General features: G+C 44.3%; 23 protein-coding genes and 1 pseudogene. 11 read left to right on the plus strand and 13 right to left on the minus strand.

The features are described 5' to 3' along the window. Positions 1 to 65 precede the first annotated feature (65 nt). Complete coding sequence (locus ITG10_RS18190; protein ID WP_017632381.1) at positions 66 to 1,106, plus strand: acyltransferase family protein; 1,041 nt, start codon at positions 66 to 68, stop codon at positions 1,104 to 1,106. Between the two features lie 126 nt (positions 1,107 to 1,232). Here ITG10_RS18190 and ITG10_RS18195 read toward each other — a convergent pair whose 3' ends face one another. Together ITG10_RS18195 and ITG10_RS18200 are read right to left on the minus strand one after the other, a co-directional pair. Next, positions 1,233 to 2,111 carry a 6-carboxytetrahydropterin synthase gene (locus tag ITG10_RS18195; RefSeq protein ID WP_026084395.1) on the minus strand — a complete coding sequence of 293 codons (879 nt, stop codon included), beginning with the start codon at positions 2,109 to 2,111 and terminating at the stop codon, positions 1,233 to 1,235. A gap of 231 nt (positions 2,112 to 2,342) precedes the next feature. Next, complete coding sequence (locus tag ITG10_RS18200) at positions 2,343 to 3,167, minus strand: AraC family transcriptional regulator (RefSeq protein WP_017632379.1); 825 nt, start codon at positions 3,165 to 3,167, stop codon at positions 2,343 to 2,345. 110 nt (positions 3,168 to 3,277) lie between these two features. On the opposite strand from ITG10_RS18200, the gene ITG10_RS18205 reads away from it, so the two are divergent. After that, a complete protein-coding gene (locus tag ITG10_RS18205; protein ID WP_017632378.1) occupies positions 3,278 to 3,754 on the plus strand; it encodes a YHS domain-containing (seleno)protein in 477 nt (158 codons plus the stop codon). Positions 3,755 to 3,930: 176 nt separating this feature from the next. Next, positions 3,931 to 4,566: an START domain-containing protein gene (locus ITG10_RS18210; RefSeq protein ID WP_026084394.1), complete on the plus strand. Its 636-nt coding sequence runs from the start codon at positions 3,931 to 3,933 to the stop codon at positions 4,564 to 4,566. Positions 4,567 to 4,608: 42 nt separating this feature from the next. On the opposite strand, the gene ITG10_RS18215 is transcribed toward ITG10_RS18210, so the two are convergent. The 4 genes from ITG10_RS18215 to ITG10_RS18230 all read right to left on the minus strand — a co-directional run bounded on the left by ITG10_RS18215 (position 4,609) and on the right by ITG10_RS18230 (position 7,347). Then, positions 4,609 to 5,133: a hypothetical protein gene (locus tag ITG10_RS18215; RefSeq protein WP_017632376.1), complete on the minus strand. Its 525-nt coding sequence runs from the start codon at positions 5,131 to 5,133 to the stop codon at positions 4,609 to 4,611. An 8-nt stretch (positions 5,134 to 5,141) separates the two neighbouring features. Further along, the gene (locus ITG10_RS18220) at positions 5,142 to 5,528 is read right to left on the minus strand and encodes an MAPEG family protein (RefSeq protein WP_017632375.1); all 387 of its coding nucleotides are present in this window, start codon (positions 5,526 to 5,528) and stop codon (positions 5,142 to 5,144) included. A 614-nt stretch (positions 5,529 to 6,142) separates the two neighbouring features. Further along, positions 6,143 to 6,610, minus strand: a complete 468-nt coding sequence (locus ITG10_RS18225; RefSeq protein WP_004737023.1) for a YjiG family protein — start codon at positions 6,608 to 6,610, stop codon at positions 6,143 to 6,145. After that, on the minus strand, positions 6,610 to 7,347 hold the full coding sequence (locus ITG10_RS18230; RefSeq protein ID WP_017632374.1) for a nucleoside recognition domain-containing protein: 738 nt from the start codon (positions 7,345 to 7,347) through the stop codon (positions 6,610 to 6,612). The genes ITG10_RS18225 and ITG10_RS18230 overlap by 1 nt, the downstream gene beginning before the upstream one ends. A gap of 526 nt (positions 7,348 to 7,873) precedes the next feature. On the opposite strand from ITG10_RS18230, the gene ITG10_RS18235 reads away from it, so the two are divergent. The 3 genes and pseudogenes from ITG10_RS18235 (at position 7,874) to nhaD (ending at position 11,038) form a co-directional block, all read left to right on the plus strand. Next, positions 7,874 to 8,050: a hypothetical protein gene (locus ITG10_RS18235; protein ID WP_017061524.1), complete on the plus strand. Its 177-nt coding sequence runs from the start codon at positions 7,874 to 7,876 to the stop codon at positions 8,048 to 8,050. 152 nt (positions 8,051 to 8,202) lie between these two features. Further along, positions 8,203 to 9,394: pseudogene (locus ITG10_RS18240) on the plus strand (ISL3 family transposase). Positions 9,395 to 9,598: 204 nt separating this feature from the next. Next, the gene (gene nhaD, locus ITG10_RS18245; RefSeq protein ID WP_017630341.1) at positions 9,599 to 11,038 is read left to right on the plus strand and encodes a sodium:proton antiporter NhaD; all 1,440 of its coding nucleotides are present in this window, start codon (positions 9,599 to 9,601) and stop codon (positions 11,036 to 11,038) included. Here the strand turns inward: nhaD and ITG10_RS18250 are convergent. From ITG10_RS18250 to ITG10_RS18260, 3 genes are all read right to left on the minus strand, one after another. Further along, complete coding sequence (locus tag ITG10_RS18250) at positions 11,035 to 11,421, minus strand: hypothetical protein (protein WP_017630340.1); 387 nt, start codon at positions 11,419 to 11,421, stop codon at positions 11,035 to 11,037. The genes nhaD and ITG10_RS18250 overlap by 4 nt on opposite strands. A 161-nt stretch (positions 11,422 to 11,582) precedes the next feature. Further along, positions 11,583 to 12,065: a methylated-DNA--[protein]-cysteine S-methyltransferase gene (locus ITG10_RS18255; protein WP_017630339.1), complete on the minus strand. Its 483-nt coding sequence runs from the start codon at positions 12,063 to 12,065 to the stop codon at positions 11,583 to 11,585. A 25-nt stretch (positions 12,066 to 12,090) separates the two neighbouring features. Further along, positions 12,091 to 13,467, minus strand: a complete 1,377-nt coding sequence (locus ITG10_RS18260; RefSeq protein ID WP_017630338.1) for an AlkA N-terminal domain-containing protein — start codon at positions 13,465 to 13,467, stop codon at positions 12,091 to 12,093. A gap of 237 nt (positions 13,468 to 13,704) precedes the next feature. On the opposite strand from ITG10_RS18260, the gene ITG10_RS18265 reads away from it, so the two are divergent. Beyond that, positions 13,705 to 13,908, plus strand: a complete 204-nt coding sequence (locus ITG10_RS18265) for a hypothetical protein (protein WP_017630337.1) — start codon at positions 13,705 to 13,707, stop codon at positions 13,906 to 13,908. Between the two features lie 186 nt (positions 13,909 to 14,094). Here the strand turns inward: ITG10_RS18265 and ITG10_RS18270 are convergent, their stop codons facing one another. After that, positions 14,095 to 14,985, minus strand: coding sequence for a LysR family transcriptional regulator (locus ITG10_RS18270; protein ID WP_017630336.1), 891 nt, complete (start codon positions 14,983 to 14,985; stop codon positions 14,095 to 14,097). Positions 14,986 to 15,139: 154 nt separating this feature from the next. Between ITG10_RS18270 and ITG10_RS18275 the strand changes: the two genes are divergently transcribed. After that, a complete protein-coding gene (locus ITG10_RS18275; RefSeq protein WP_010432477.1) occupies positions 15,140 to 15,493 on the plus strand; it encodes a DUF413 domain-containing protein in 354 nt (117 codons plus the stop codon). Positions 15,494 to 16,076: 583 nt separating this feature from the next. Continuing rightward, entirely contained in the window at positions 16,077 to 16,877 is an 801-nt protein-coding gene (nagB, locus tag ITG10_RS18280) for a glucosamine-6-phosphate deaminase (RefSeq protein ID WP_017630335.1), read from the plus strand. Between the two features lie 282 nt (positions 16,878 to 17,159). Here the strand turns inward: nagB and ITG10_RS18285 are convergent, their stop codons facing one another. The 3 genes from ITG10_RS18285 to ITG10_RS18295 all read right to left on the minus strand — a co-directional run bounded on the left by ITG10_RS18285 (position 17,160) and on the right by ITG10_RS18295 (position 20,971). Continuing rightward, entirely contained in the window at positions 17,160 to 17,696 is a 537-nt protein-coding gene (locus ITG10_RS18285) for an MltR family transcriptional regulator (RefSeq protein ID WP_206598100.1), read from the minus strand. Positions 17,697 to 17,746: 50 nt separating this feature from the next. Further along, positions 17,747 to 18,895 (minus strand): mannitol-1-phosphate 5-dehydrogenase, encoded by a 1,149-nt coding sequence (locus ITG10_RS18290; protein WP_017630333.1) that lies wholly within the window; start codon positions 18,893 to 18,895, stop codon positions 17,747 to 17,749. Positions 18,896 to 19,078: 183 nt separating this feature from the next. Then, complete coding sequence (locus tag ITG10_RS18295; protein ID WP_017630332.1) at positions 19,079 to 20,971, minus strand: PTS mannitol transporter subunit IICBA; 1,893 nt, start codon at positions 20,969 to 20,971, stop codon at positions 19,079 to 19,081. A 616-nt stretch (positions 20,972 to 21,587) separates the two neighbouring features. On the opposite strand from ITG10_RS18295, the gene ITG10_RS18300 reads away from it, so the two are divergent. Together ITG10_RS18300 and ITG10_RS18305 are read left to right on the plus strand one after the other, a co-directional pair. Continuing rightward, positions 21,588 to 22,454 (plus strand): hypothetical protein, encoded by an 867-nt coding sequence (locus ITG10_RS18300; RefSeq protein WP_017630331.1) that lies wholly within the window; start codon positions 21,588 to 21,590, stop codon positions 22,452 to 22,454. A gap of 292 nt (positions 22,455 to 22,746) precedes the next feature. Next, the gene (locus tag ITG10_RS18305) at positions 22,747 to 23,403 is read left to right on the plus strand and encodes an NAD(P)H-dependent oxidoreductase (RefSeq protein ID WP_017630330.1); all 657 of its coding nucleotides are present in this window, start codon (positions 22,747 to 22,749) and stop codon (positions 23,401 to 23,403) included. Positions 23,404 to 23,624: the final 221 nt, after the last annotated feature.

A 23,624-nucleotide genomic window follows, 5' to 3' on the forward strand; every position in this document is an offset into this window, starting at 1 on the left:
TTAGGACTAACTGGTTGGGCATAAAGACTGCTAGATTTCGTAAAAATTTTACTAAGAGATCTGATATGTCTTCCGTTCAACATACGCCTTCACAACACATCGCTAGTATCGAATTAGGCCGAGTGATTGCTATCTTGGCGATCATTGGTTTACACGGCCAAATGGCGCTCACTTATTGGCAAATAGATGAAGTGCCTTGGATCGGTTATGTGCTCAATCAAACTGCCCGTTTTGCGGTTCCTCTTTTCTTCTTAATTTCCGGTTATCTTATTCAGCCCAAGCTGATTGCATCCCCGTGGGAAACCGTCATTAATTACTCGAAACCACTGCTTAAAGTTTGGTTGGCATGGAGCATCATTTGCTTAATGATGCCGTTCAACCTCGCGAAGGTAGAAGAGTTTGGCTATCTAGGTGAGCGCGAAGGCTATTGGGGTTTCTTAATGAACACGCCACTTAACTCTTTCTTAGAGGGCGGTTTGGTGCATTTATGGTTCATTCCAGCTCTGGTGTGTGCTGTGTTGATCATAGCTCTATTGGTTGAAATGAAGCTCAACAAGCTTCTATTGCCGCTCGCTATTGCGCTGTATGGCTATGGTGTTTTGGCAGGAAGCTACGCAACACTAACCGGATTAGAAGCCCCCTTCTTCACGCGTAATGGTCCGTTCTTTAGCACTTTGCTCGTTACCGCTGGTTTTCTGATTCGCCAACACCAATGGCAACTATCATCAGCAAAAGCGTTGGGCTTACTCGCAGTAGGAATGATCATTCACTTTTCAGAAGCAGCATGGTTAAGCCAATTTGATATCGCCTTTAATATTCACGATTTCTTGTTTGGTACAGCTTTGTGGGGGATTGGTGTTTTCATGTGGCTCTTAGCTAACCCAAATATGGGTAACTACGCTTGGGTTCGTGCCATTTCTAATCGCATGCTAGGTATCTACGTTTGCCACTTACTGATCATTATCTTGCTCTTCAATGTCTGTGGAATCTTCGGCATTACAGAACTAGCAAAAGACATTACGGTATTTTTTGGCACCGTATTGCTGAGCTTCGCTTTGGTCGTTGGTATCGAAAAAACACCACTACGACGCTTACTGCTTCGTTAGTATTTTCACCTAAAACTGTCGGTTAAATCAGTTTTAAAGAGCGACAAAAAATAAAGGCAAGATAACCCAGTTATCTTGCCTTTATTTCATCATGTCAGTAGAGAGACGAGGTCACTCGTTGAAGTATTATCGGAACGCCATTGCGCCCTTGCCAACACCTTCATAAGCGACGATTTGTAGTGATTGGTTCTCTGCTAGGCTCGGTTCAACTTGGTCCGCAATATAGCCTGCAAGTAACTCTACCGTGGTATCCGTTGGTAAGATTTCCGTTTCACTCTTGGCAATCGCTAGTTCAAATTCGCCTTGTGGCGCTGTGTAGCGGAAGCCATAGTGACTTTCATCATTAACACTGTTCGCGTGTTCACTCAGATTCAGTGAAGAAACCGAAACTTGGTCTTCTTTAGAGCCCAAGTAAATGTCTTCCCAGCGCTGAGCAAACGCCTGCTCGCGTTGTTCGTCACGCTGGCCATCAACCACAATTTCGACTGGAGAACGGTGGCCATGGGCGATGCGTTGGCAGTTGCCATCATGCTTTTTCAAACCATGGGTATAATGGTAGAACGCGCCATTAATGTTTTCATGGCGAAGGGTGATTTCTAACCCAGTAACGTTGCTTGGTAGGTTATTGCGAAGAATGCCATAGACATGAGCAGTTACGCTCTCGATGGTGATCGCTTCAGCTTCAATTAAGCAATAAGCTTCATCAGGGCAATGTAGGTGAAGGCTCTTGTCACCGCGCAGTACATCAACCTTAGAGTAGCCAGCTTTACTCGCTTGAAGAACAATCGCAGCGCTTTGCATTGGCAGCAGTAAACGGTGATCAACGTGCTCATCAACGAGCTGTTTGATCTGCTTTTTGACCTTGCTAAAATCCAGTACCATGCTCATTTCATTAAGTTCACCAGACATGGTGACATCTAAAATCCAACTATCTCCTACGACCCCTCTGCGTTCACAGATGTATGAAGAATCGATAACGGTAAGGTCTCTTACAAATAGGTTCAAGTTGAACTCCTTAATACTTTAATGAGATACGGGAGGCTGAATAATGTTCAGCAGGCACTTCGTCTCATTGGTGTCTAGATAAAATAGGACGGGCAGGATGTTACAATGAGCTTATAAAGTCCACCTTTTTACACCCTCTTCCGATAAAAGAACAAACTACATACAATTTCCGCTAAAACTTAGACCAGCACGATGTGAATAGCCATAAATCGAGTGAGGTTACCCAGTGCTTCACGACACATTTTGCTGTAACCAAAGACGCGGTGATACACCAGCAACATGTTGAAAAGCGCGAGAGAATCCTGAATAGCTATTGTAACCCACTTCATCAGCAACCCAGTTGATGGGCTTATTTTGCAATAACAGAGATTGAGCCACAGAGACTCGCCACTTTTGCACATAGTCACCCGGCGTCTCACCCACTTCTCGTTTGAATGCTTCAATAAACTGAGTGCGAGACATCGCAGCCAATGACGCCATTTCGGCAATCGAATAATGGCGAGCAGGTAATCGGTGGATAGCGGTCACCACAGAAGCCAATCGTGGATGAGCAAGAGCCGAGAAAACGCCACTATCAATTTTCTGTTGTTCGATGAGGTGGCGGAAAATCAAAGCCATCAAGGCGTCACTCAACTTATCCATTAAGTACTGCTGCCCCGACGATTCTTGACTCGACTCGTAAGATAACACCTCAATCACTGGCATTAAGTTAGGTGCATCCTCAAACGGAATCACTATCACGTCGGGCAATGCCGACAGTAAAGGGTTCATCTGCCCTGAACGATACTCGACGTTGGCACACACGACCTCCGCACCCTCTCCTACGCCTTCAATCGCATGCGGTGTGCTGTTTGGCAGATAAACAATGCAAGGCTGCGATAAAACCCTGTGTTCGGTGTGAGCGCTAGACAAGCTCAACTCCCCCGCGCTCAATACATGAAGGTGCCCCTCCTTACCTTGTTGCGCGTTAAATGACGACACGCCACACAGGTTTCCTGAATAGAAAACGCCAGTGCGTATCGAGAAATGTTCCATTAGTTGTGAAAGCAGATCCATGTATCCTCCGAACGATTCGCTTAGTTTTTAGTTCTTTTGTCCCTCTATAGACCGGACGACTGGGCTAAATTACTTCAAACAAGATAACCAACACTGACAAGGAACTTGATATGTCACACATGAAATCGACCAGTCAAAAAATCACTCTAGTAGCCGCATTGCTAGGAACCAGTTTTTCGTTAATGGCAGCAGACCTTGATATGAGTGTCGACAGCAATGATCTCGCGATTAAAGGTTATGACCCTGTCGCTTACTTTGCCGATGAAGGGCCAGTTAAAGGCACATCTGAATTCACAGCGACCTATAAGAATGCGATCTATAACTTTGCGAGCAGTGAAAACAGAGATAAATTCCGAGCCAATCCAGAAGCTTACGCACCTCAATATGGCGGGTACTGTGCCTTTGGAGTGGCAATGGGTAAGAAATTTGAAACCGATCCTCTCGCTTGGAAGTTAGAAGATGGGAAGTTGTATTTGAACTTAGACAAATCGGTTCAAAAACGCTGGCTAGAGAATACACAAGAGTTCATCCAAGACGCCAACACCAACTGGACCACCATCAAAACAGTAGAAGCCTATAAGCTGTAAGTTCTAGCCTACAGATCTTATCCATTGCCCATTAATAAAAACGGAAGCGACCGAACGCTTCCGTTTTCATTTTAGCTTTTCAAAAATAGGTAAATACAAAGCGATTGGCAACGCGTACAAAGCCCATTTTTATTCTATACTCCTAGCAGATAAGCTTTTCTTTTTACGGAAGAATAATGATATTACCTAGGATATTGGTACTCGGGCTCAGCACCCTATCAACACTGACTTATGCCAACCCGTGGCAGTTCGTCAAAAGTGAAGATGGCATCATGATTGATAAAAGAGCACACAGTGAAGGCTTAGTCGAAATACGAGCACAAATGCAAACGCCCACCACTTACTCCGGTTTTTTGTTGTTACTGGAAGACAGCGAAAACGTGCCAAACTGGATCGATAATGTGTCGCAAAGTCGTGTGTTGATGCAGATATCTGAAACTGAAAACATCGTCTATACCCAGTTCAAAGCACCGTGGCCTGCTAGAAATCGCGATATGGTGACCTATTCAAAATACAGCATCGAAGATGGGCAGTTTGTTTTGTCGATAAAGGATGCATCGAACTACTTAGCGAAAGAATCAGGGTACATTCGAATCTACGATGTGGACGCACTTTGGACGCTGCAACCACTGACTAATGGCAATACCTACATCACCTACACCGCGTATGCGAACGCAGGTGGCATCTTGCCAAATTGGTTGATGAACAAGTTATCGATAGGCAGTGCACTGAGCACGTTCAAGGGGCTAAAAGAACAACTACCAAAGTACCAAGGCCAACAGCACCCTAACCTGCCAAGTGAGTCTCGCTAGCTATACAAGTAGATGGGGAAATAGGGAAAATAAGATTAAGGGCTATGGCCTTCTCGCGAGATCGCGCGCTAAGATAAGCGCCAAACCAAATACCTGCAGAAACAAGGCAACGTTCTTGTAGAAAGCCATTTTCTCATCAAGCCTTTGGATTAACTCAACCAAGGTCAAGTTATCCAGATAATAATCATCGATTCGAGTTCGTTGGGCTTCTTGGGCACTGTTTATCAGTGTCATCAGTTTCGGTAAATTACCCAAAGAGATACTTGGCACTTCGCTAGTCACCCAACGCTTAAGTTGTCCACGTAGAGCTTCATCGAGAACAGAGGTAGGCTGCACCGTTTCTGGTTTATCAAGGTGAATCAGAATCGCTTCACGCTTGCGCTCTAGGGTTTCAATTGTATTCCAAGCAAGCTGTATTGAGTAAACATTGCCGTATTTGCGATCGTTGTATTCCGCTTTCTCAGCTTCAATTTTATCGAGCACCAAGCTCGACATGACAATCGCCATGATGTTGAGTATCAAGCCTGCGAGGACAATCGCCCAAGCAGGAGGAAGGCGCAACGCCATAATGCTCCCTAGAACATTTTATCAAAAGGTAGGTAAGCTAAGTTTAGGACAATCAAAGAGATCATGCAGATAAGCGTTAACACCATCCCCACTTTTCGACCTTTGAAATTCTTCGCTAAGATACCTTTCGCATGAATCACACGCCCCAAAATAAACGCGACACCAATAACATGAATCAGCCACATACCGGCACCGTTCATCTCTAACAATCCCATCAAAATTACCGTGATTGGGATGTAATCCATTGCGTTACTTTGTGCCGAACGTGCTATCTGTAACGACTCAACACCACCATCGGCATGAGCAACCAGATTGATTCGCCTCTGCTTAATAACTTCAATCGCTAACCAAATCATTACGACCGTCAGCAAGGCTGCGTAAAGTGCTGTTACCATCATATTTTCCTATTACTTAGAGTTTGTTGGGTGTGTTTCACCTGCCGACTAACGGGTGAGGTCAACATAGAAGGATATTCACGCCCGAACACTTGTAAGAGATCTCTCACATCAAACGTAAGAGATCACAATCAAGCTTCGCAGAAAATTCCTAAAATACAAACCCAAGCCCTTGTTTTGTATGAATCCACGCATATTTCTTTTGGTTAGCGAGGATATTTATTTACCCAGGTGAATTGCGACCAAAGCCCTTAGAGGGTTTAATACACATGTCGACAGGGAGTTGGCAGGAACAGGAAAAAGCCTAACGGATTGGTATCTTCAGGATGAAGATTTGATGACTTAGGATGAGTTATCAGCAAGGAAGTTATGCTCTAGGATAGAGTCACTTGTCAGGACGATGAGTTAGTAAGGACACCGCTAGGACGGCGATGAATTGGATAGGTTAAAGGATTTGACCAAGTCAAGGAACGATGCAGGGAGCATGCGTTACCTTATTGAAAAATAAGTAACAACGTCAGTAGCAGGATGGCTACGAAAAAGAACAGAACCCGTTTGGTGAAAGCCAAACGGGTTTTCCTTTTTCTAAAGCTTATAAAGATTCAGAAGTCAGGCTACAGGATGATGTTCATCAAGAACATCGCGCCAAATGCGTTCAATACCGAAATCGCGATCATCACTGGGATGTAACGACCTTCAGTTCCGATTGGTCCCATGATACGGCCCATGTATTGCACCTGAGAACCCATCAGGTAGATAGCTGGTGCCAAAATAGCAATATGGTTGCCGTTCAAGATACCTTGGTCAAACAGCGTGATAACCACGCCCACTGCGCCACCCATCGACATCCATGCACCAATCAATACTGCTGCCGCTTCGCCAGGTAAACCAAATACCGCCATGATTGGAGCAAATACACTGCCCATCAAATCCAACGCACCGGTGATCTGCAATGCCTTGATGATCACAAACGCCATCAGAACATTCGGTACCGTAGAGGTAGTCGCAATAACCCAGCCTTTCTTAGCACCTTCAACGAAAATATCAGTAACCATTGGTTTCTTTGCTTTAACTTCGCTCATTATGCTACTTCCTCTTCCAGTTTTTGTTCTTTGTCTGATTTTGGTTTGTCTTCTTTGCCTTCAGTAATGTTGAGGTAAATACGGAACAGGTTCGCGCCGACAAACTTAAAGATAAACATCACAGCGACAGCCAAACCAATTGACGATGTCACCGCTAAAGAGCCATCCATCGCGGTTAGAGTGAACAGCACCGCACCTGAAGAGAAAAAGTTAACGATCGCCGCACCCGCCGTAAACTGGAACATGGTGAACACATCGGTTTCACGCTTAGTGAGATGCCCTTCATCTTTCAACTGACGTGTCATCGCTGCGCCAGCATCGGTACTTTGCAAAGAAGCGATCAGTGCCAAGCCTGAGTTACCCGGAATACCCATTAAAGGGCGAAGCAGAGGTGTCAGCAGTTTACGAGCCGCATCCAATGCACCGTAGTGCTCAAGCACGTTGATCATACCCAGTGCAAACATCACGGTCGGAATAAGTGTCAAAGCAAAAATGAAACCGTCGCGAGCACCACTACCGCCTTTACCACGCAGTGACGTCGTTGCCGCTTGAATACCATCGGCCGATTCACTCACATCGTAAGCGACCTTACCGAATGAACCGTTGAGCGTTGTAAAATCGAACACTCCATACCATTCATTGGACTGCATTAAGCCTGAAAAGAACACAATCGCGAACGCGAGTGCGATATAGCTGCCGATCGTGACTTTACGATCGGTTTTGGTTGGATTAGTCATAAGGACCTCTATACATCTCGTTTATGTGGAACAGAACACGTATAGATAGTGCAAACTAATGAGCGAAAGGTTAATGACCAAAATCAAATAGCGTATCGGTTTGAATAAAAGAAGCACAGCAACATATAAAACTGTGATTTGGATTTAAAAGCAGGACCATACGCTAAATAAATTAGAATTTTTCATATACAAAACTAAACAAATCTTGCTTCAACAGCGCAACCAAAAACGCACACAATCGCCACACAAACCTGGCTTCTAGTGAGAAGTTTTTACCTAATGCGATCTCTGATAATGTTGTAAGAGATCTCTTACATTGTTTTTCTGGTCAATTTTAATTCGATTATAATACAGAGACTTAAAGAGTGATTTCGCTTCCAGAACGCAACCGTTTTCCCTTAGTTGATTGAGTTTTGAACCAAGCGCAAACAGTGAGCCATTTTATAAAGCATTTGAGCTTAATTCGAAATTTCAGCCCTCAGAGGTGCTATAGACTTCGCGCAGCCAATATAGAAGGAGAACGGTGATGACTATGGAAATGAGAACGCTTAAATATCAAGTAATGGGCAAAGGCATGTGGATCACTGCAACAGTATCTCGCGTAGTAGCGGACAAACTTGCGCTTGAATACCAATCCTATGGCTGGCCTGTTGAAGTATGTGCAGCAGAACAAACACTGACGTTTGATCTCAATGCTGCATAATGTTGGCAATTTCGAATAAGCTCTATCGGCACTGAGTCCGGTAGGGCTTTTTCTTGGTTCATCGCGGATTAGCGGGAACTAAAAACAAAAAAACGGTAGTAAGTGATATGGTTTAGTCGCCAAACAAAAATCATACACAAACTACCGTTTTCATGCCGAATCATACTTTCCTATCTTCATTCTGGGAAGGCTTTAAAATAGTAAAGTCTCACCAGACAGCATCACTTGTTACACTAACTCTTAAACCTAATTCTGAGGCTAAATGCCTTTGCGGTCTTGAAGCTGAGGCTATCCATGAGTATCAATGACGTCATGTGAAAGAGGCCATGTTGTTCAATGTTCCTGTTGAGCTTTCCGTTCAAACTCGAAGGATCAAGTGTCGTGACTGCGGCATAAAAACAGAGTTTCTATCTTGGTTAGAGCCTTATGCTCGTATAACGACGCGTCTAAAAAGCTATATAGAACAACTACTGCCTCTTCTTCCCATTAAGCATATCTCCCAGTTAACGAGCGTTCATTGGCACACCATTAAAGAGATAGATAAACGTCGACTTCGCCAAGTGGTACCGTCAGTGAAATGGGAAGGGCTAAGGCAACTCGTCATGGACGAGTTCGCCATCTTTAAAGGGCACCGATATGCCACAGTCATCGCTGATGCTAAGACTCACCAAGTCATTTGGATAGGGTTAGGTCGTAGCCGCAGGACATACGACCGTTTTCGAGCAGTTAGGCAAGCATGGTAACAATATCGAAGCGGTCGCAATGGACATGAATACGGCTTTTGACCTTGAAGTTCAAGCGCACTGCCCGAATGCAAAAATCGTTTACGACTTATTCCATGTTGTTGCTAAGTTCGGTCGTGAGGTGATGGATAGAGTCAGAGTCGACCAAGCTAACAAACTCAAGCAGGATAAAAAAGCGAGGCAATGGGTGAAGCGCTCACGCTGGGTACTGCTGAAAAACAGAGGTAATTTAAATGCACGACAAGATAGCTATCTTACTGAAATATTGAATATCAATAAGGACTTGATGGCCACTTATATACTCGGCTCACAACTCAAAGAGCTTTGGTACTGTAAATCAGAAGCACATGCTAAGGGGCTCTGGGAGGTATGGTGGGCACAAGTGCAAGAGAGTGGAATTAAGCCATTGAAAGAGTTTGCACGAAAACTGAGGCCTTATCTTCACGGTATTATTGCATCGGCAACTTATCCGCTCAACACCTGCACATTGGAAGGGATAAACAACAAAATAAAGTTAATCAAGCGAATGGGGTATGGATATCGAGATACAGACTACTTCTTCTTGAAGATAAAAGCGGCTTTCCCCGGAAAGCCGCGATGAACCTTTTTCTTTAGTCTTTAGTCTTTAGTCTTTAAGATGCAAGACAGTAATTTTGAGCATGCAAGACCGTATTTCGTTCGCATCACAGTCTATTGCTTTCACTATAATCTATTGAATTATTAAGATATCTATCACACTGCACATGGTTATTTAGGTCTACGCTTTTACCCGTGTTAATAACTTATTAACTTCGGAGCGTAATCCATGTTAGGTATCCAGCTTTCTGCTGTTCTCTCTTTGTTACTCTTTTCTACGGTAGCAGGTGCTGCCACTTCTCAGTTGGGAGAACCACTCAAGCTCACCAACTCATTTGCTGGTTACCTATCTCTGACCATTTTCGTTATCGCCTACATCGTGGTGATGATGGAAGAGTACCTAAAGCTCCGAAAATCTAAGCCAGTGTTACTTGCAGCAGGACTGATCTGGATAATCATTGGTTTTATCTACCAAGAACACAACCTTGTTGAAGTCGCTAAGCAAGCACTCGAACACAACTTACTCGAATACGCCGAGCTGTTACTTTTCCTACTCGTCGCCATGACCTACATCAGCGCCATGGAAGAGAGAAGACTGTTTGATGCGCTGCAAGCGTGGATGGTGGGCAAAGGCTTTAATTTCCGCTCTCTGTTCTGGCTAACTGGTATTCTAGCCTTCTTTATCTCACCTATCGCTGACAACCTCACCACAGCTCTATTGATGTGCGCCGTGGTTCTGAAAGTCGCAGGATCTAACCCTAAATTCGTTAACCTCGCCTGTGTGAACATCGTGATAGCTGCTAACGCTGGCGGCGCATTCAGCCCATTCGGCGACATCACAACGTTGATGGTGTGGCAGGCTGGCTATGTAAGCTTCAGTGAGTTCATTCCCTTGTTTATTCCTTCAGTGATGAATTACCTCGTCCCTGCAATGATCATGTCTTACTTTGTTCCCACAACCCAACCCGACACGGTGCATCAGCACGTTGAATTAAAACGAGGTGCAAGACGCATCGTGTTGTTGTTCATCATGACGATTGCGACCGCGGTTGCTTTCCACGCGGTGCTCCACTTCCCTCCCGTCATGGGCATGATGATGGGCCTCGCGTATCTACAATTCTTTGGCTATTTCTTGCGTAAAACTCTGCCGAACTCTCTAGCGAAGAAGAAAGCGGTGGCGATTGCCAATAACGATGAAGGTGCCTTGAAGCGACTCGGCTCGGTGGTGCCATTTGATGTGTTTCGCAGAGTCTCACATGCCGAGTGGGACACATTGCTGTTCTTCTACGGAGTTGTAATGTGTGTCGGTGGTTTGAGCTTACTTGGGTATTTAGAGCTGGCCTCTGGCGTGATGTATAGCCAATGGGATCCAATTTGGGCCAACATTATGGTTGGGATCTTGTCTGCAATTGTCGATAACATTCCGGTGATGTTTGCTGTGCTATCCATGGAACCACAAATGTCGATTGGAAACTGGTTATTGATTACTTTAACGGCGGGTGTCGGCGGTAGTTTATTGTCGATAGGTAGTGCAGCTGGCGTGGCATTAATGGGCGCAGCGCATGGTAAATACACCTTCTTTGGTCACTTGAAGTGGATGCCAGTGATCATGATTGGCTACGCGGTCAGTATCGCCGCTCACCTGTGGTTGAATGGTGCTCTTTTCTAATTCGATGAACCTTTGGTCGCCTTCTCAACTCGTGTCCAGACATTGCTCAATTGCATCGCTGGACACATATTGCATGTAAGCACTTCACCTTGATGCTGAATTCGCATCACCAAATCTGAATCCGTTCTGCTGCTTCCTGAGTTCAGCTCAATGATGATCAAGTCATCGTCGACACTATAACTGCGTGTAACTGTGTTATCCGTGGTTTGATAGGTCACTTGTCCCGATTCAAAAAGCAAATAACTGTCATTATCCGCGTTCTCATACATGCCCTTGAACAAGACAAGCTGTGGGACTTCGAAGGGTCGACTGGTATCGGTTAAACAACCCGTCAGCAATAGCACGCTACTGCAGCCGATGATCAAAGAGTGATGGCTATTCATTTGGGCATCCTTGCCTAGAGAACATGGTTAAAGGATATGCAACCAAACAGGTATTTTCCACAAAGTGACGATTTTATTGCAAAGTCGCATTTTAAGAACCACTAGCCTTCACTATGAGCAGTACGTGATCCTCGGTCAGAGGCTCATTGCCAAATCACTTATTAGTCTTGATCTCTTCCCTCTATCACCAACAAGCGCTGTTTGCGCTCTACACCACCCGCATACCCTGTCAGTTTGCCATTTTTACCAATGACGCGGTGACACGGCACAATCACTGACACTGGATTTTTACCATTAGCCAATCCCACCGCACGCACGGCTTTCGGGTTGCCAATCGCTTCAGCCAATTGAGCGTAGCTCCATGTTTCTCCATAAGGGATGGTAGTGAGAGCTTGCCAAACCGACTGTTGAAACGGCGTTCCCTTGGCGGCGATCGGTACATCAAACTGAATGGCCTCACCAGCAAAATAACGATTGAGTTGTTCAGTGACCAATTCAAAGATCGGAAAGTTATCGTCTTGATCGCCCAACTGATCTGGCTTCGTGGTATGTATTTCAAACCAAGCGCCAAGCAAGCCTTGCTCATTAGCTTGCAAAGTAATGATGCCTAATGGGCTCTCATAATAAGTAAAACGATTTGCCATGATATCTCCTAGCTTAGTATTCCGATTAAGATTGATTCCAACAATGGAATGTGGCGTAACTGCCCCACGGCGACACGCTTTGTGCATTAATGGCAGGACGATGCTCGATGAATTTCTTCACAACCAAATCACCGACTAACAAATGGTTAGGTTCGCTCAAGCCCCGAAGCAGCGCATATTGAATCGTCCAAGGGCCAATGCCTTTAAGGTCAATCCACTTAGAAGGATGCTCGGCTTCGTTGTCGACCATGTACTCGGCAAAACGCTTTAGGGTTTCCTTGCGACTTCCCGGCATTCTTAAAAAGCTCACATCCGCCTCAGCGATCTGTTTTGGTGTTGGGAAGTAAGTTTTTTCATCTTCACCAGAAAGCTCTCTAACCAACAGATTAAGCTGACCAATCGCTGCGGTGACCGACACTTGCTGCCCGATAATCGCTCTTACTCCGGCCTCCCAAGCACTCCACACCCCAGGAATACGGATACCACTTTTGGCTACCAAATTAGGGTCGATAGTTGTAAAGAAGGCTTCGACCTTTGCAATGTCAACATCTAAGTCAAACATGCGTCGTATATTTGCGATCAAACTTCTTAGTTGATTGATATCGTCTAACTCAAACTCAATATCCAAGCGGTTATCTTTAACTAAAGTGGCCTTGAACCAGCCCTTAGAACCGTTCACATTCACCGAGCGCTGGTAATAGTCCTCGCCTACTTCTTCTATGCCTTCAATCATTCTTCGTCGGTAGAAAGCCAACAGGTGTTGCCAATCTAGCGGGCCATGAAAACCGAGCTGAATGTGATTACTCAAGTTGTTACTTGGCTTAGAGCGTCGGATTTGACTTGGCGAAAGCTTCAGCTCTTTTAGAAAGGCATCATTGAAGCGGCGCGTACTATTAAAACCACTCGCAAAGCCGACATCGGTAATGCTCATGCTACTGGTGTGCAGCAACTGCTTAGCAAACATCAATTGGCTATAAAGGCTATATTGCTTAGGTGACACCCCGATGTAATTGTCGAACAAGGTTCGTAAGTAACGGTCGGAAATGCCTAAACGGTTCGCAAGATCGACGATTGAACCCGCATTCAGTGCGCCGTTATCAATCAACTGCAAGGCGCGCAAGAAAGTAGTTTCAACGCCCTTCCATGCTGGAGAGAAAGGCGCGCTGTCTGGTCGGCAACGCAAACAAGGACGATAACCTGCCTTTAGTGCCTGAGCTTGATGAGAAAAATACTCCACGTTCTCTTCTTTAGGTGGACTCGCAGGGCAAATAGGACGACAGAAGATCCCAGTCGTTTTCACCGCCGTAAAAAACATCCCATCAAAGCGAGCATCTCGCGCATATCGAGCTAAATGGCACTGCTCACTCGTTAAGGTACTGTTGTGATGGATATTTTTCGACATGATGTGTTCTTCCCATTTGCCATAATTTTGGCTCCGATAACTAAAAGTTTACCGTGAACGACCAGAGTCGCTAGCCACTTTCGGAAGCGAAGGTTATATAAATCACAAAAAAGGGTTTTAATTTTATTCAATTCGACTAAATTTAACCTAGAGAAGGCATTCTTCTCACAACGTCAACGATAGATACTTAGCACGCCAAAGATGCAGAGACCTATCGAATATAAAAAGGAAAAGGCTATGGTTCTTCACACGTGTCGTATTGTTTTATCAAACCAACAGGTTCTCACCAGTCAATCAGTCGAACAGTCTCTGAGCTTTCTTGAAGGCAAAGCAGATAACGGGATTTCTAAGATTGAAATTGACGCAACGGATGGCCACACAATCCATTCGTACATGTCACACTCTCTCGAAGAGTCTATTGAGAATCTAATGAACCTATAAGTGTTAACACTATAGAGCCTTTAAATAGGGCTAGGTATACCAGGCTTAAACGATTTTATTGGAATGAGAAACGATCTCTAGTTCCGAAAAGAAGTACATCTCTGGTTTAAAACAAAAATGGCTCCTAACTAGTTAGGAGCCATTTTTTATCTCGTCAACAAAGCATATTGCTGGCTGCGCGTGCTATTACTCTGGCGTCTGCTCAGCGGCTTGTTGCAACGTATAAGCGGTCGATGGGTCAATCTCATTAACCAATTTCTCAACCTGCATGATCGCATCCACCGAAGTACTGCTTTTACGGTAGCTTAGGTAAATTGGGCGATACCAGTCTTCAACCCCTTTCACCTTATGTAACTGACCCGAATCGATAAAAGGTTCGACTAGAGAGACTGGCAAATACGCACTGCCACCTTTCTCTAAAATGAAATCGAGGGCAATACGCGCGGTTGAAGTACGTAGGTATGGCGCGGGCACTTTAGGGTGACGCTCTGCATGTTCAGAACCAAAGCGCGTGCCCCAATCAACATAAACGTATTTGTGCTGGAACACAGATTCCAGATCATCTTGCTGAGTAGATACCAACACCAAGACCAGATCAGCAACTTTTTTACAGTTCAGCTCTTCTGCTTTGATCTGATCGAAAGCGAAAGCCATGTCTAAGGTTCGCTCTAGCAAATTACGGTTCAGTTGCTCACGCCCCATCACCTCTGCCATGAAGCCATAACCACCAAAAGAATCGGTCACCACGCTCAAACAGTTTTGCAAATACGCATCCCAAATATTGGGTGTGCCGCCGAGTGTTAACTGTAAGGCTTTTCCACTCTCTAACGACAGCTCAAATTTGGCTTGCTGTAAGGTAGATACCATCACTTCAGCATAACCAATCAAACGCTCACCAGAAGATGTGAGCTTGATGTTATTGCGGTCACGAATGAAGAGTTGAGTATCAAAATAGCCTTCAAGCTGTTTGATTCGCGCACTCACCGCCGCTTGCGTTAAATACAAGTTTTCAGCTGCACGCCCAAAATGGCGCACCCTTGCAACCTCAAGAAAGGTTCTAAATACTTTCACATCCATCAAATACATCTCTGTAATAAATCTGCTAACTAGCCGATCTAGGATTGTTTATCGTAAAGGCAAAAACGTTTTGTTTCCTATTTTAGCCTTTTAACAATATTTTCGCGTGAGCAATAAACACTAATTTCTATCTAACCACATTACTGAGGCTGATATGTCTGAGACCGAATTCCGTCACGGAAAAAAACGTTTTTATGACACCATTAAATTCCCACGAGGGTTCGCTAAGTCGGGTGATTTTACTCTGTCAGAAGAGGAAATCCTAACCTTGTTTGGTGACACTATGCTTGCACTTGAGACTGGTGAATTAACACCAACCAATGCAGAAGAAAAGCACTTCATCAAAGTGTTGTCTCACCCTCATAAGGCAAAGTCCAAGTTAGAGCGTGTTTGGTTGAAGTACATTCAACTGGCTCGTGGACGCCGTCGCTTTCATACCCTAAACGGCTGCAAACGCGGCGAAGTGCCTAGGGAAGAATACGAAAGTGAGTTAGTGTTAGAAGATTAGTAAAATCGCTCAAGGTGATACCTCATCACTTTGGGCTTTTTTTTGCCTTCACGGTTTACACTTCAAGATCGCTTTTTCTTCGTAATAGGTAAGTTTAGCCAACCTGCTCGGTTTTACCAATATTTATAGATAATTCATAGCGATAGCGTGAATCAACATCTATCTTCAACCATTCAATCGGGTATCTAACCCAGTTAAATTCTTCGAGCCCCACTTAGCAACTTCCTTTTATCACGATAGTGGCACATTGCCATCATTATTTTTCACACCTCAACTATACTCTCAAAGCCTGTGAGCACGCTGGATCTCTTTAATGCGCCAAAGCTTGTCAATCTGCAGAAACGCACAAACCCTTTCAGGCACTGAATCAAATCAACATTCCTGTATATGACAAGCGTATTAATCTTGTTTAACGCCACCAAATATCCATACAATTATTGTGCAATTTTGAGAGTTCTAGTCACAGATACGACGAAAAAAGCAAAAACTTGACCTAAAACAATAGCGGAACTCGATAACTTATTTTATAATGCGAATTAATGTTTCAGAACACTATAAAATTTAATTTCTAGGGGCAAAATCAATGAGACTTATTCCATTAAGCAACAAAGCTAAAGTAGGTAAATGGGCTGCTCGTCACATCGCAGATTCTATCAACAAGTTCGCTCCAACTGCTGAGCGTCCATTTGTACTAGGTCTTCCTACTGGTAGCACACCTCTAACTACTTACGCTGAGCTAATTGAACTTTACAAAGCTGGCGAAGTTAGCTTCAAGCACGTTGTAACATTCAACATGGATGAGTACGTTGGTATCGACCCGAACCACCCAGAGTCTTACCGCACATTCATGCACGAGAACTTCTTCAACCACGTTGATATCCAAGCAGAAAACATCAACCTGCTAGACGGTCAAGCTGAAGACATCGATGCTCACTGTGCAGCATACGAAGAGAAAATCCGTTCTTACGGCAAAATCAACCTATTCATGGGCGGCGTAGGCATCGACGGTCACATCGCATTCAACGAACCAGGTTCTTCTCTATCTTCACGCACTCGTATCAAAACGTTGACTGAAGACACTCGTATCGCGAACTCTCGTTTCTTCGATGGCGACATCAACCAAGTTCCTAAATACGCACTAACTATCGGTGTTGCTACTCTTCTAGACGCTGAAGAAGTAATGATCCTTTCTCTAGGCCACAACAAAGCGCAAGCGCTTCAAATGGCTATCGAAGGTTCTGTAAACCACATGTGGACTGTTACAGCTCTACAGATGCACCGTAAAGCTATCATCGTTGCTGATGAGCCAGCTCAACAAGAGCTTAAAGTTAAGACTCTACGCTACTTCCAAGAGCTAGAAGCTGAAAACATCCAAGACCTATAATCTAAGGTTTTGTTGAATCAAAAAAGCCACTGTATGTGGCTTTTTTTGTGCCTGAAATTCACGATCGTAAACCGAGTAACCAAAAAACTATGATTAGGGAATAGAGTTAATAGGTGGAGGGAGTGATAACTAAGTAGGTGGAGAAAAGGCAAAGATAAATACTGAGGCGATTACAAAAAAGCGACTCCTCTAACAAGAGAAATCGCAACAACTGTAAATTCTAGGATGGGTAAAACAAGTTATAGAGGGCTGAATTGCAAAGAAAATGCTGAATAACGAAAACTAAGAACTCAAAGCGTTATCGCGGCATAAGGTGTTGATGATGTCTGTGATAGCCAAAACGATCGTCGACTTCACTTTCTGATGGTGTCTGCCCAAGAACATTTGAAGCATTGGGCCAGACATGGTTTCCACCATCTCTGCATCATATTCGATAGGCATAATACGCTGAATAGCGTGTACCTTGTTAAGCTCAAAAATAACGTCAACTTCCGTGAAGCTGGTGTCTTCACCTTGTATTTTCGCCCACTCTTTCAAGGTTACGAAAACCTCTAAATCGTCATAAAGCTCTTTGCTGATCACACCAAGCCCCAATAGAAGCTTACCGCGAACCATGATCTCGCCTAAAGGCCCACCACTGTTGAGTAGTGGCTCGACAACGAATTTAATCGCCGTGTCGTCTTTCTTGAAAATGTTTTTTAAAACCGCATCCACCGTGTCATCCAATGCATCATAAGCTGCCATTAGGCAGGCGCCAGCGCTCTCAGCTTCTGATAGGGCTTCGAGTAATTCAGTTTCGTGGCTAGGATGTATTGGCATAACGGCTCGGTAATAAGAAAGTGCCACAGGTGTGGCACTTTGATGATTTATCATTTCAATGCTAGATAAGCTTGTTCCGCTAGTTTAACAACTTCTGAGTCACTATTCAGCTCAGAATAATGCGCTAATGTCTCAGCAAAACCTTTTTCTGCGAACATTGCCTGAAGTTCAACCGCTTGTGGGTCATCTTCATTCTTGTAATGAAACGCAGCTGCGATCGCTTTTACTAGGTGTGCATTAGGAAGGCCGTATTCTAGCGTACCGTTCAATGGCTTGACTAGACGATCTTGTGGGCTCAGCTTACGAATAGGCTGACGGCCAACACGATCCACTTCATCACGTAGGAACGGGTTCGCAAAACGACCAAGAATTTTCTGGATGTATGCCGCGTGCGCTTCAGGATCGAAGCCGTAACGCTTGATCAGAACTGCACCGCTCTCCTCCATCGTTGCTGTTACTTCAGCGCGGATTTTGTCGTCTTCGATAGAGTCTTTGATTGTCTCGTGACCCGCAAGCACACCAAGGTATGCCGTTACCAAGTGACCTGTGTTTAGCGTGAACAGTTTACGCTCAACGAAAGCCATTAGGTTATCTGTGCATTCCATACCTGGAATGTTTGGAATCTCACCTTTAAATTGCGTTTGGTCTACGATCCACTCGCTAAACGTTTCAACCGTTACTGCTAGTGGGTCTGTTTCGCCTGCTTCTGCCGGTGGAACGATACGGTCAACCGCTGAATCAACAAAACCAATGTGCTGTTCAGTGAAGGCTTTCATTTCATCAGAAAGGTGCTCTAGAACCGCTGCTTTTAATTGGCTAGTACCGCGAACCATGTTCTCTGCCGCGATGATGTTCATTGGTGCAGTGTTGTTTGCTGCTGCACGCTTTTCAATGCCTTGAGCGATAGACTTAGAGATGATTTTAAGAACAGTAGGACCAACTGCTGTCGTCACAATGTTAGACTCTGCAATGCAATCAACCACTGCGCTTGTTGCCGAGTTTACTGCTGTCACGTTCTTAACAACTTCAACAACACACTCTTCGCCAACAATCTTAACTGGGTATTCTTGGCGTTCAATTAACGCATTTACAACCGTTTCATTTACGTCAGCAAACGTAACCTTCATACCAGCGTCAGAAAGAAGCTTACCAATGAAACCACGACCGATATTACCTGCACCAAAATGTAACGCTTTCATAATTTTGACCTTATAAATATTTGAATCTAGATAGCTAACTGCTCAACAACATGCCTTGACGATGTGCCCTCGGCATTAAGCAGTAAGCTATTCAGACTGAATCTTCTTAGAGAGATTAAGACCGAAAATGAGGCCAGTAGGGGGATACCGGCCTCCTTCACTCAGGAGCTTGACTAGAGCTTTTTAGTTTCCGTTGAGAATACGTAGAACATCAGCAGGGTTTGTTGTGTTCTGTAGGCATTCCACAGCTTCTTCATCATCAAGTGAATTCGTAATAGCCATCAGCACCATGTTGTGCTCATCGCCTTGTGCGGCAATACCGATAACCATCTTAGCGATATCATCTTCATCTTCGCCCCACTGAATACCTTCAGGGTACTGACAGAAAACGATGCCGGTTTTTTGTACGTATTGTTTCGCTTCGATTGTGCCGTGTGGTACTGCGATAGACTCACCTAGGTAGGTAGACACAAGCTCTTCACGAGCAAACATGCCAGCTACGTATTCAGGTGATACATTGCCAAGTTTTACCAGTTGGTCGCCAGCGAACTTGATTGCGTCTTCTTTTTGAGTCGCTTTTAGGCCAAGGAAGATGCTGTCGTCAGTCAGTGCAAGCTTGTTGCCTTCTTGTGCTGGAGCCGCTGCAGGAGCCAGAGCTTCTACTTTTGCTTCACCACTTTGAGCGTCGGTAAGTTCAGCGACTAGCTGGTCGTATACGCCACCGTCTAGGAAGTTGTTCAGAGACATGTGCATTGCACCCGGTACGGTTTTGCGTGCACGGTCTGTTAAGTCTTTATGCGTAATAACGATTTGCGAATCAGCTGGTAGGTTGTTGATTGCGTAGTTGGTTACCACGATGTCTAGGCCAGCTGTTTCTACTTTCTTACGTAGAAGACCTGCACCCATCGCACTTGAACCCATACCCGCATCACACGCTACGTAGACTGCTTTTACATCCGCTAGGTTTACGTTTGCTTCTGCAGCTGCACCTTTAGAAGACGCTTTCATGTCTTTCATTTGAGCAGAGGCTTTCTCTAGTGAATCTTCGTCGTCACCTTGAGCTGAAGTCTTAAGTAGGATTGAAGCTACGATGAAAGACACAGCCGTTGCAGCGATAACAGAAAGAACCACACCGATGTAAGACCCTTTAGGTGTCATCAACAATACTGCGAAGATAGAACCTGGAGATGCTGGAGAGATAAGGCCAGAATCGAACACTACGTTAGTGAATACACCTGCCATACCACCTGCGATTACAGCAAGGATTAGACGTGGGTTCATTAGAACGTAAGGGAAGTAAATTTCGTGGATACCACCTAGGAAGTGGATGATCGAAGCACCAGCAGCAGATTGCTTCGCGCTACCTTTACCAAACACCATGTAAGCAAGTAGAAGACCAAAACCAGGACCTGGGTTCGCTTCGATTAGGAAGAAGATTGAACGACCAATTTCTTCAGATTGCTGGATACCTAGTGGAGAGAAGATACCGTGGTTGATTGCGTTGTTTAGGAATAGGATTTTCGCAGGTTCAACAAAGATAGATGCAAGAGGTAGTGCACCTGCTTCAACCATCACGTTAACGCCAGCCGCTAAACCAGAAGACAGAACTTTAACTGCAGGACCAATCACGATGAACGCGATGATTGCGCAGATCATACCGATGATACCAGCAGAGAAGTTGTTCACTAGCATTTCGAAACCACTCTTCACTTTACCGTGAACAGCTTCATCGAATTTCTTAATTGCGATACCACCTAGTGGACCAACAATCATTGCACCCATGAACATTGGGATATCAGTACCAACGATAACACCCATTGTTGTGATAGCGCCGACTACCGCACCGCGGTCACCACCAACCATTTTACCACCGGTGTAACCGATCAATAGTGGTAGAAGGTATGTAATCATAGGACCAACCATTGATGCTAACGTTTCGTTAGGCCACCAACCTGTTGGGATGAATAGTGCAGTAATGAAACCCCACGCAATGAATGCGCCGATGTTTGGCATTACCATATTAGATAAGAAACGACCAAAGTTTTGAACCTTGATCTTTGCTTCTGGTGATAACATAGGTAGAACCCCGTAGTGTATTGGTTGGTCAAATGACCGAAAGTGTGTGCTCAAAAGTTGATTAAAATGTATCACAACATTTCCAAAATGCACCCCAGCCCAATTTTCGTGATAAACATCACACACAAAAAACACTTTGGGGTTAACAATAACGCCTTGGATCACAAAAATGTCATGAATTTAAATTACAAAGCAAAATTAGTGAGAACAACTCTCATTAACTCACGATCAAGATCACACTTTACCTCATAACCATAAAAAATAAATGGTGATCAAAATCACACTTAATAAAAGTTAACTCCATAAAACTATAAACCAAGTATAAAAGAACGCCATACAAAGCGTGAAATATACGCACTCTCTTGAGTATAAATTGGCATCGTGTAATTTAATTACAAAACCAATGAGATGTAGATCACACTAAAAATTACGCTATCGCATCATCTCGATACACCATCGGCTTGTGCATCATGCGCACCTTCACCACACTCTTGCAGCACAAGCTGAGCACAACACACTGCTGTCAGCGGCAAGAGATGTGTTATTGTATTTACCTATTCATATCCACCACCGCTTCAACCTGAATCCGCAGATCGCTCTGCTTTGAGAAAAGACTATGTCAGACAAAATTTCCACATCAGCACTCGCGAAACAGAAAGGCGTAGAAGCCAAAGCGCTATTTAGTGATCTAAAAACCGCTGGCTATATTGTGCGTTCACAAGAGCGTTGGGTACTGACAGAGCGAGGGGAAAGTTTTGGTGGGGAGTATGTGGAGCACAAAAAGTTTGGTGTCTTTATCGTATGGCCAGAAAAACTGCTTATCGACTTAGAGTCATTCTCTGGCAAAACATTAACCGCGACGCAACTTGGCCACGCCTTTGAGCTCAGCGCCAAGAAGATCAACTTATTGCTCAATGAACTTGGGTGGATAAAGAAAGAAGAAGATGGCTGGCACGTCACCTCAACAGGCTTAAAAGCCGGAGGTGAACAAAGAGAAGACAAAGCGACTGAGAATTTATTTGTGGTGTGGCACGACTCGCTGGTCCGCAATAAACGATTAAAGCAATCTGTTGTCGAGTTCTTAGGCCACGATGCAGAAAGCCACTCGACCGATGTGTCGTTTTCTAGCTTCCGTCAGAAATTTGAGGCGAAACACCGAACCTTAGATGGGCACTATGTTCGTTCAAAGGGAGAGCTGATCATCGATAACTGGCTTTATATGGCAGGAGTGGTGCATGCGTATGAGCGTCCACTGCCAATATCCAAACAAGTGATTAGTGATTTTTATCTGCCAAGTGGCAAGGTGTACATCCAGTTTTGGGGAACCGATTCTGCACCTATCGCTGAAGACAAACGCATTGAAACGAGAGAAACATACGCAGAACACGGCTTCAGCTTGATTGAACTCACCCCAGAAGATATCCCAAACCTAGACAGCGTACTTCCGCCATTATTGCGCCAATATGGTATCAAGGCGTACTAAGCTACTGATCTTAGCGCGCCATCACACATCAAGATCACACTTACGCACTCATTATGGACATTAAACACCATAGTGATTTGATATGTTCGCTATTTTCCCCGAGTCATTCTTCTATTATCTTACACCCATCGACTTGAGCTACCGCAGATACTCGATTTAATTGGGGCATGTTCGATAACTATTTAGACGTTCAATCTATTGAGATTCGTTTAAATGCGTTATCCGTTTATTGTTGACGTTACCGAACATAAAACCCTACAACATTTATTATTGATAGATATTAGGATTCAACATGACTCATCCAATCATTACCGATCTAAACACTCGTTACACAGCTAAAAAATACGATGCAGAAAAACGCATCTCTGCGGAAGACATGGAAGTAATCAAAGAAGCACTTCGTTTGTCAGCTTCTTCTATCAACTCTCAACCTTGGAAATTCATCATCATTGAGAGCGATGCAGCTAAACAGCGCTTCCATAACACTTTCGAGAACATGTTCCAGTTTAACCAACCACATGCGAAAGAAGCGTCACACACGATCCTGTTTGCTCATGATCCTAAGTACACTAAAGAGAAATTCGCTAAGCGTGCTGATACAGAAGTAAGCTCTGGTCACCTACCCGCTGAAATGTACGAGCAATTCTTAGGTGCTTACGCATTCGCAGAAATGAACACAGACGAAACAGGTTTCAACGGTAACTGGACTAAGTCTCAAGTTTACATCGCACTAGGTAACACACTGCACACACTAGCTCGTCTAGGTATCGCTTCAACACCTATGGAAGGTGTAGACGCAGCTATGATCAGCGAAGAGTTTGCTGACGAACTAGAAGGTCACGTTGTTGATGTAGCGCTAGCTATCGGCTACCACAAAGACGGCGAAGACTACAACCACGGTAAACCAAAAGCGCGTCTAGCTCTTGATGAAGTGGTTACTACGTTATAACAGCTACTACGCTATAACAGTCACTACGCTGTAATAGCTAAAACGAACAAATCGCACTGCTTTATTTGGCCAGACGCTTGTCTGGCCTTTTTTATATCTGTTATTTATCCAAGCCAATATCCACAGACAAGTCATAAAGACTCATTAATATCAATATGATTGCAAAAATAAACAAGTCATAAAGACACCAATCAGAGTTAAATAGCAAGTAATTTTATATA

Source organism: Vibrio sp. ED004 (assembly GCF_023206395.1).
Taxonomy (GTDB): Bacteria; Pseudomonadota; Gammaproteobacteria; order Enterobacterales; family Vibrionaceae; genus Vibrio.

Excerpts from the sequence above, each read along its gene's own strand:
- ITG10_RS18205 (WP_017632378.1), top strand. The coding sequence starts at position 3,278 with ATGTCACACATGAAATCGACCAGTCAAAAAATCACTCTAGTAGCCGCA.
- ITG10_RS18290 (WP_017630333.1), bottom strand. The coding sequence starts at position 18,895 with ATGAAAGCGTTACATTTTGGTGCAGGTAATATCGGTCGTGGTTTCATT.
- ITG10_RS18190 (WP_017632381.1), top strand. The coding sequence starts at position 66 with ATGTCTTCCGTTCAACATACGCCTTCACAACACATCGCTAGTATCGAA.
- nhaD (WP_017630341.1), top strand. The coding sequence starts at position 9,599 with ATGTTAGGTATCCAGCTTTCTGCTGTTCTCTCTTTGTTACTCTTTTCT.
- ITG10_RS18200 (WP_017632379.1), bottom strand. The coding sequence starts at position 3,167 with ATGGATCTGCTTTCACAACTAATGGAACATTTCTCGATACGCACTGGC.
- ITG10_RS18305 (WP_017630330.1), top strand. The coding sequence starts at position 22,747 with ATGACTCATCCAATCATTACCGATCTAAACACTCGTTACACAGCTAAA.
- ITG10_RS18230 (WP_017632374.1), bottom strand. The coding sequence starts at position 7,347 with ATGACTAATCCAACCAAAACCGATCGTAAAGTCACGATCGGCAGCTAT.
- ITG10_RS18215 (WP_017632376.1), bottom strand. The coding sequence starts at position 5,133 with ATGGCGTTGCGCCTTCCTCCTGCTTGGGCGATTGTCCTCGCAGGCTTG.
- nagB (WP_017630335.1), top strand. The coding sequence starts at position 16,077 with ATGAGACTTATTCCATTAAGCAACAAAGCTAAAGTAGGTAAATGGGCT.
- ITG10_RS18270 (WP_017630336.1), bottom strand. The coding sequence starts at position 14,985 with ATGGATGTGAAAGTATTTAGAACCTTTCTTGAGGTTGCAAGGGTGCGC.
- ITG10_RS18210 (WP_026084394.1), top strand. The coding sequence starts at position 3,931 with ATGATATTACCTAGGATATTGGTACTCGGGCTCAGCACCCTATCAACA.
- ITG10_RS18255 (WP_017630339.1), bottom strand. The coding sequence starts at position 12,065 with ATGGCAAATCGTTTTACTTATTATGAGAGCCCATTAGGCATCATTACT.
- ITG10_RS18220 (WP_017632375.1), bottom strand. The coding sequence starts at position 5,528 with ATGGTAACAGCACTTTACGCAGCCTTGCTGACGGTCGTAATGATTTGG.
- ITG10_RS18235 (WP_017061524.1), top strand. The coding sequence starts at position 7,874 with ATGACTATGGAAATGAGAACGCTTAAATATCAAGTAATGGGCAAAGGC.
- ITG10_RS18250 (WP_017630340.1), bottom strand. The coding sequence starts at position 11,421 with ATGAATAGCCATCACTCTTTGATCATCGGCTGCAGTAGCGTGCTATTG.
- ITG10_RS18265 (WP_017630337.1), top strand. The coding sequence starts at position 13,705 with ATGGTTCTTCACACGTGTCGTATTGTTTTATCAAACCAACAGGTTCTC.
- ITG10_RS18285 (WP_206598100.1), bottom strand. The coding sequence starts at position 17,696 with ATGCCAATACATCCTAGCCACGAAACTGAATTACTCGAAGCCCTATCA.
- ITG10_RS18295 (WP_017630332.1), bottom strand. The coding sequence starts at position 20,971 with ATGTTATCACCAGAAGCAAAGATCAAGGTTCAAAACTTTGGTCGTTTC.
- ITG10_RS18225 (WP_004737023.1), bottom strand. The coding sequence starts at position 6,610 with ATGAGCGAAGTTAAAGCAAAGAAACCAATGGTTACTGATATTTTCGTT.
- ITG10_RS18260 (WP_017630338.1), bottom strand. The coding sequence starts at position 13,467 with ATGTCGAAAAATATCCATCACAACAGTACCTTAACGAGTGAGCAGTGC.
- ITG10_RS18300 (WP_017630331.1), top strand. The coding sequence starts at position 21,588 with ATGTCAGACAAAATTTCCACATCAGCACTCGCGAAACAGAAAGGCGTA.
- ITG10_RS18275 (WP_010432477.1), top strand. The coding sequence starts at position 15,140 with ATGTCTGAGACCGAATTCCGTCACGGAAAAAAACGTTTTTATGACACC.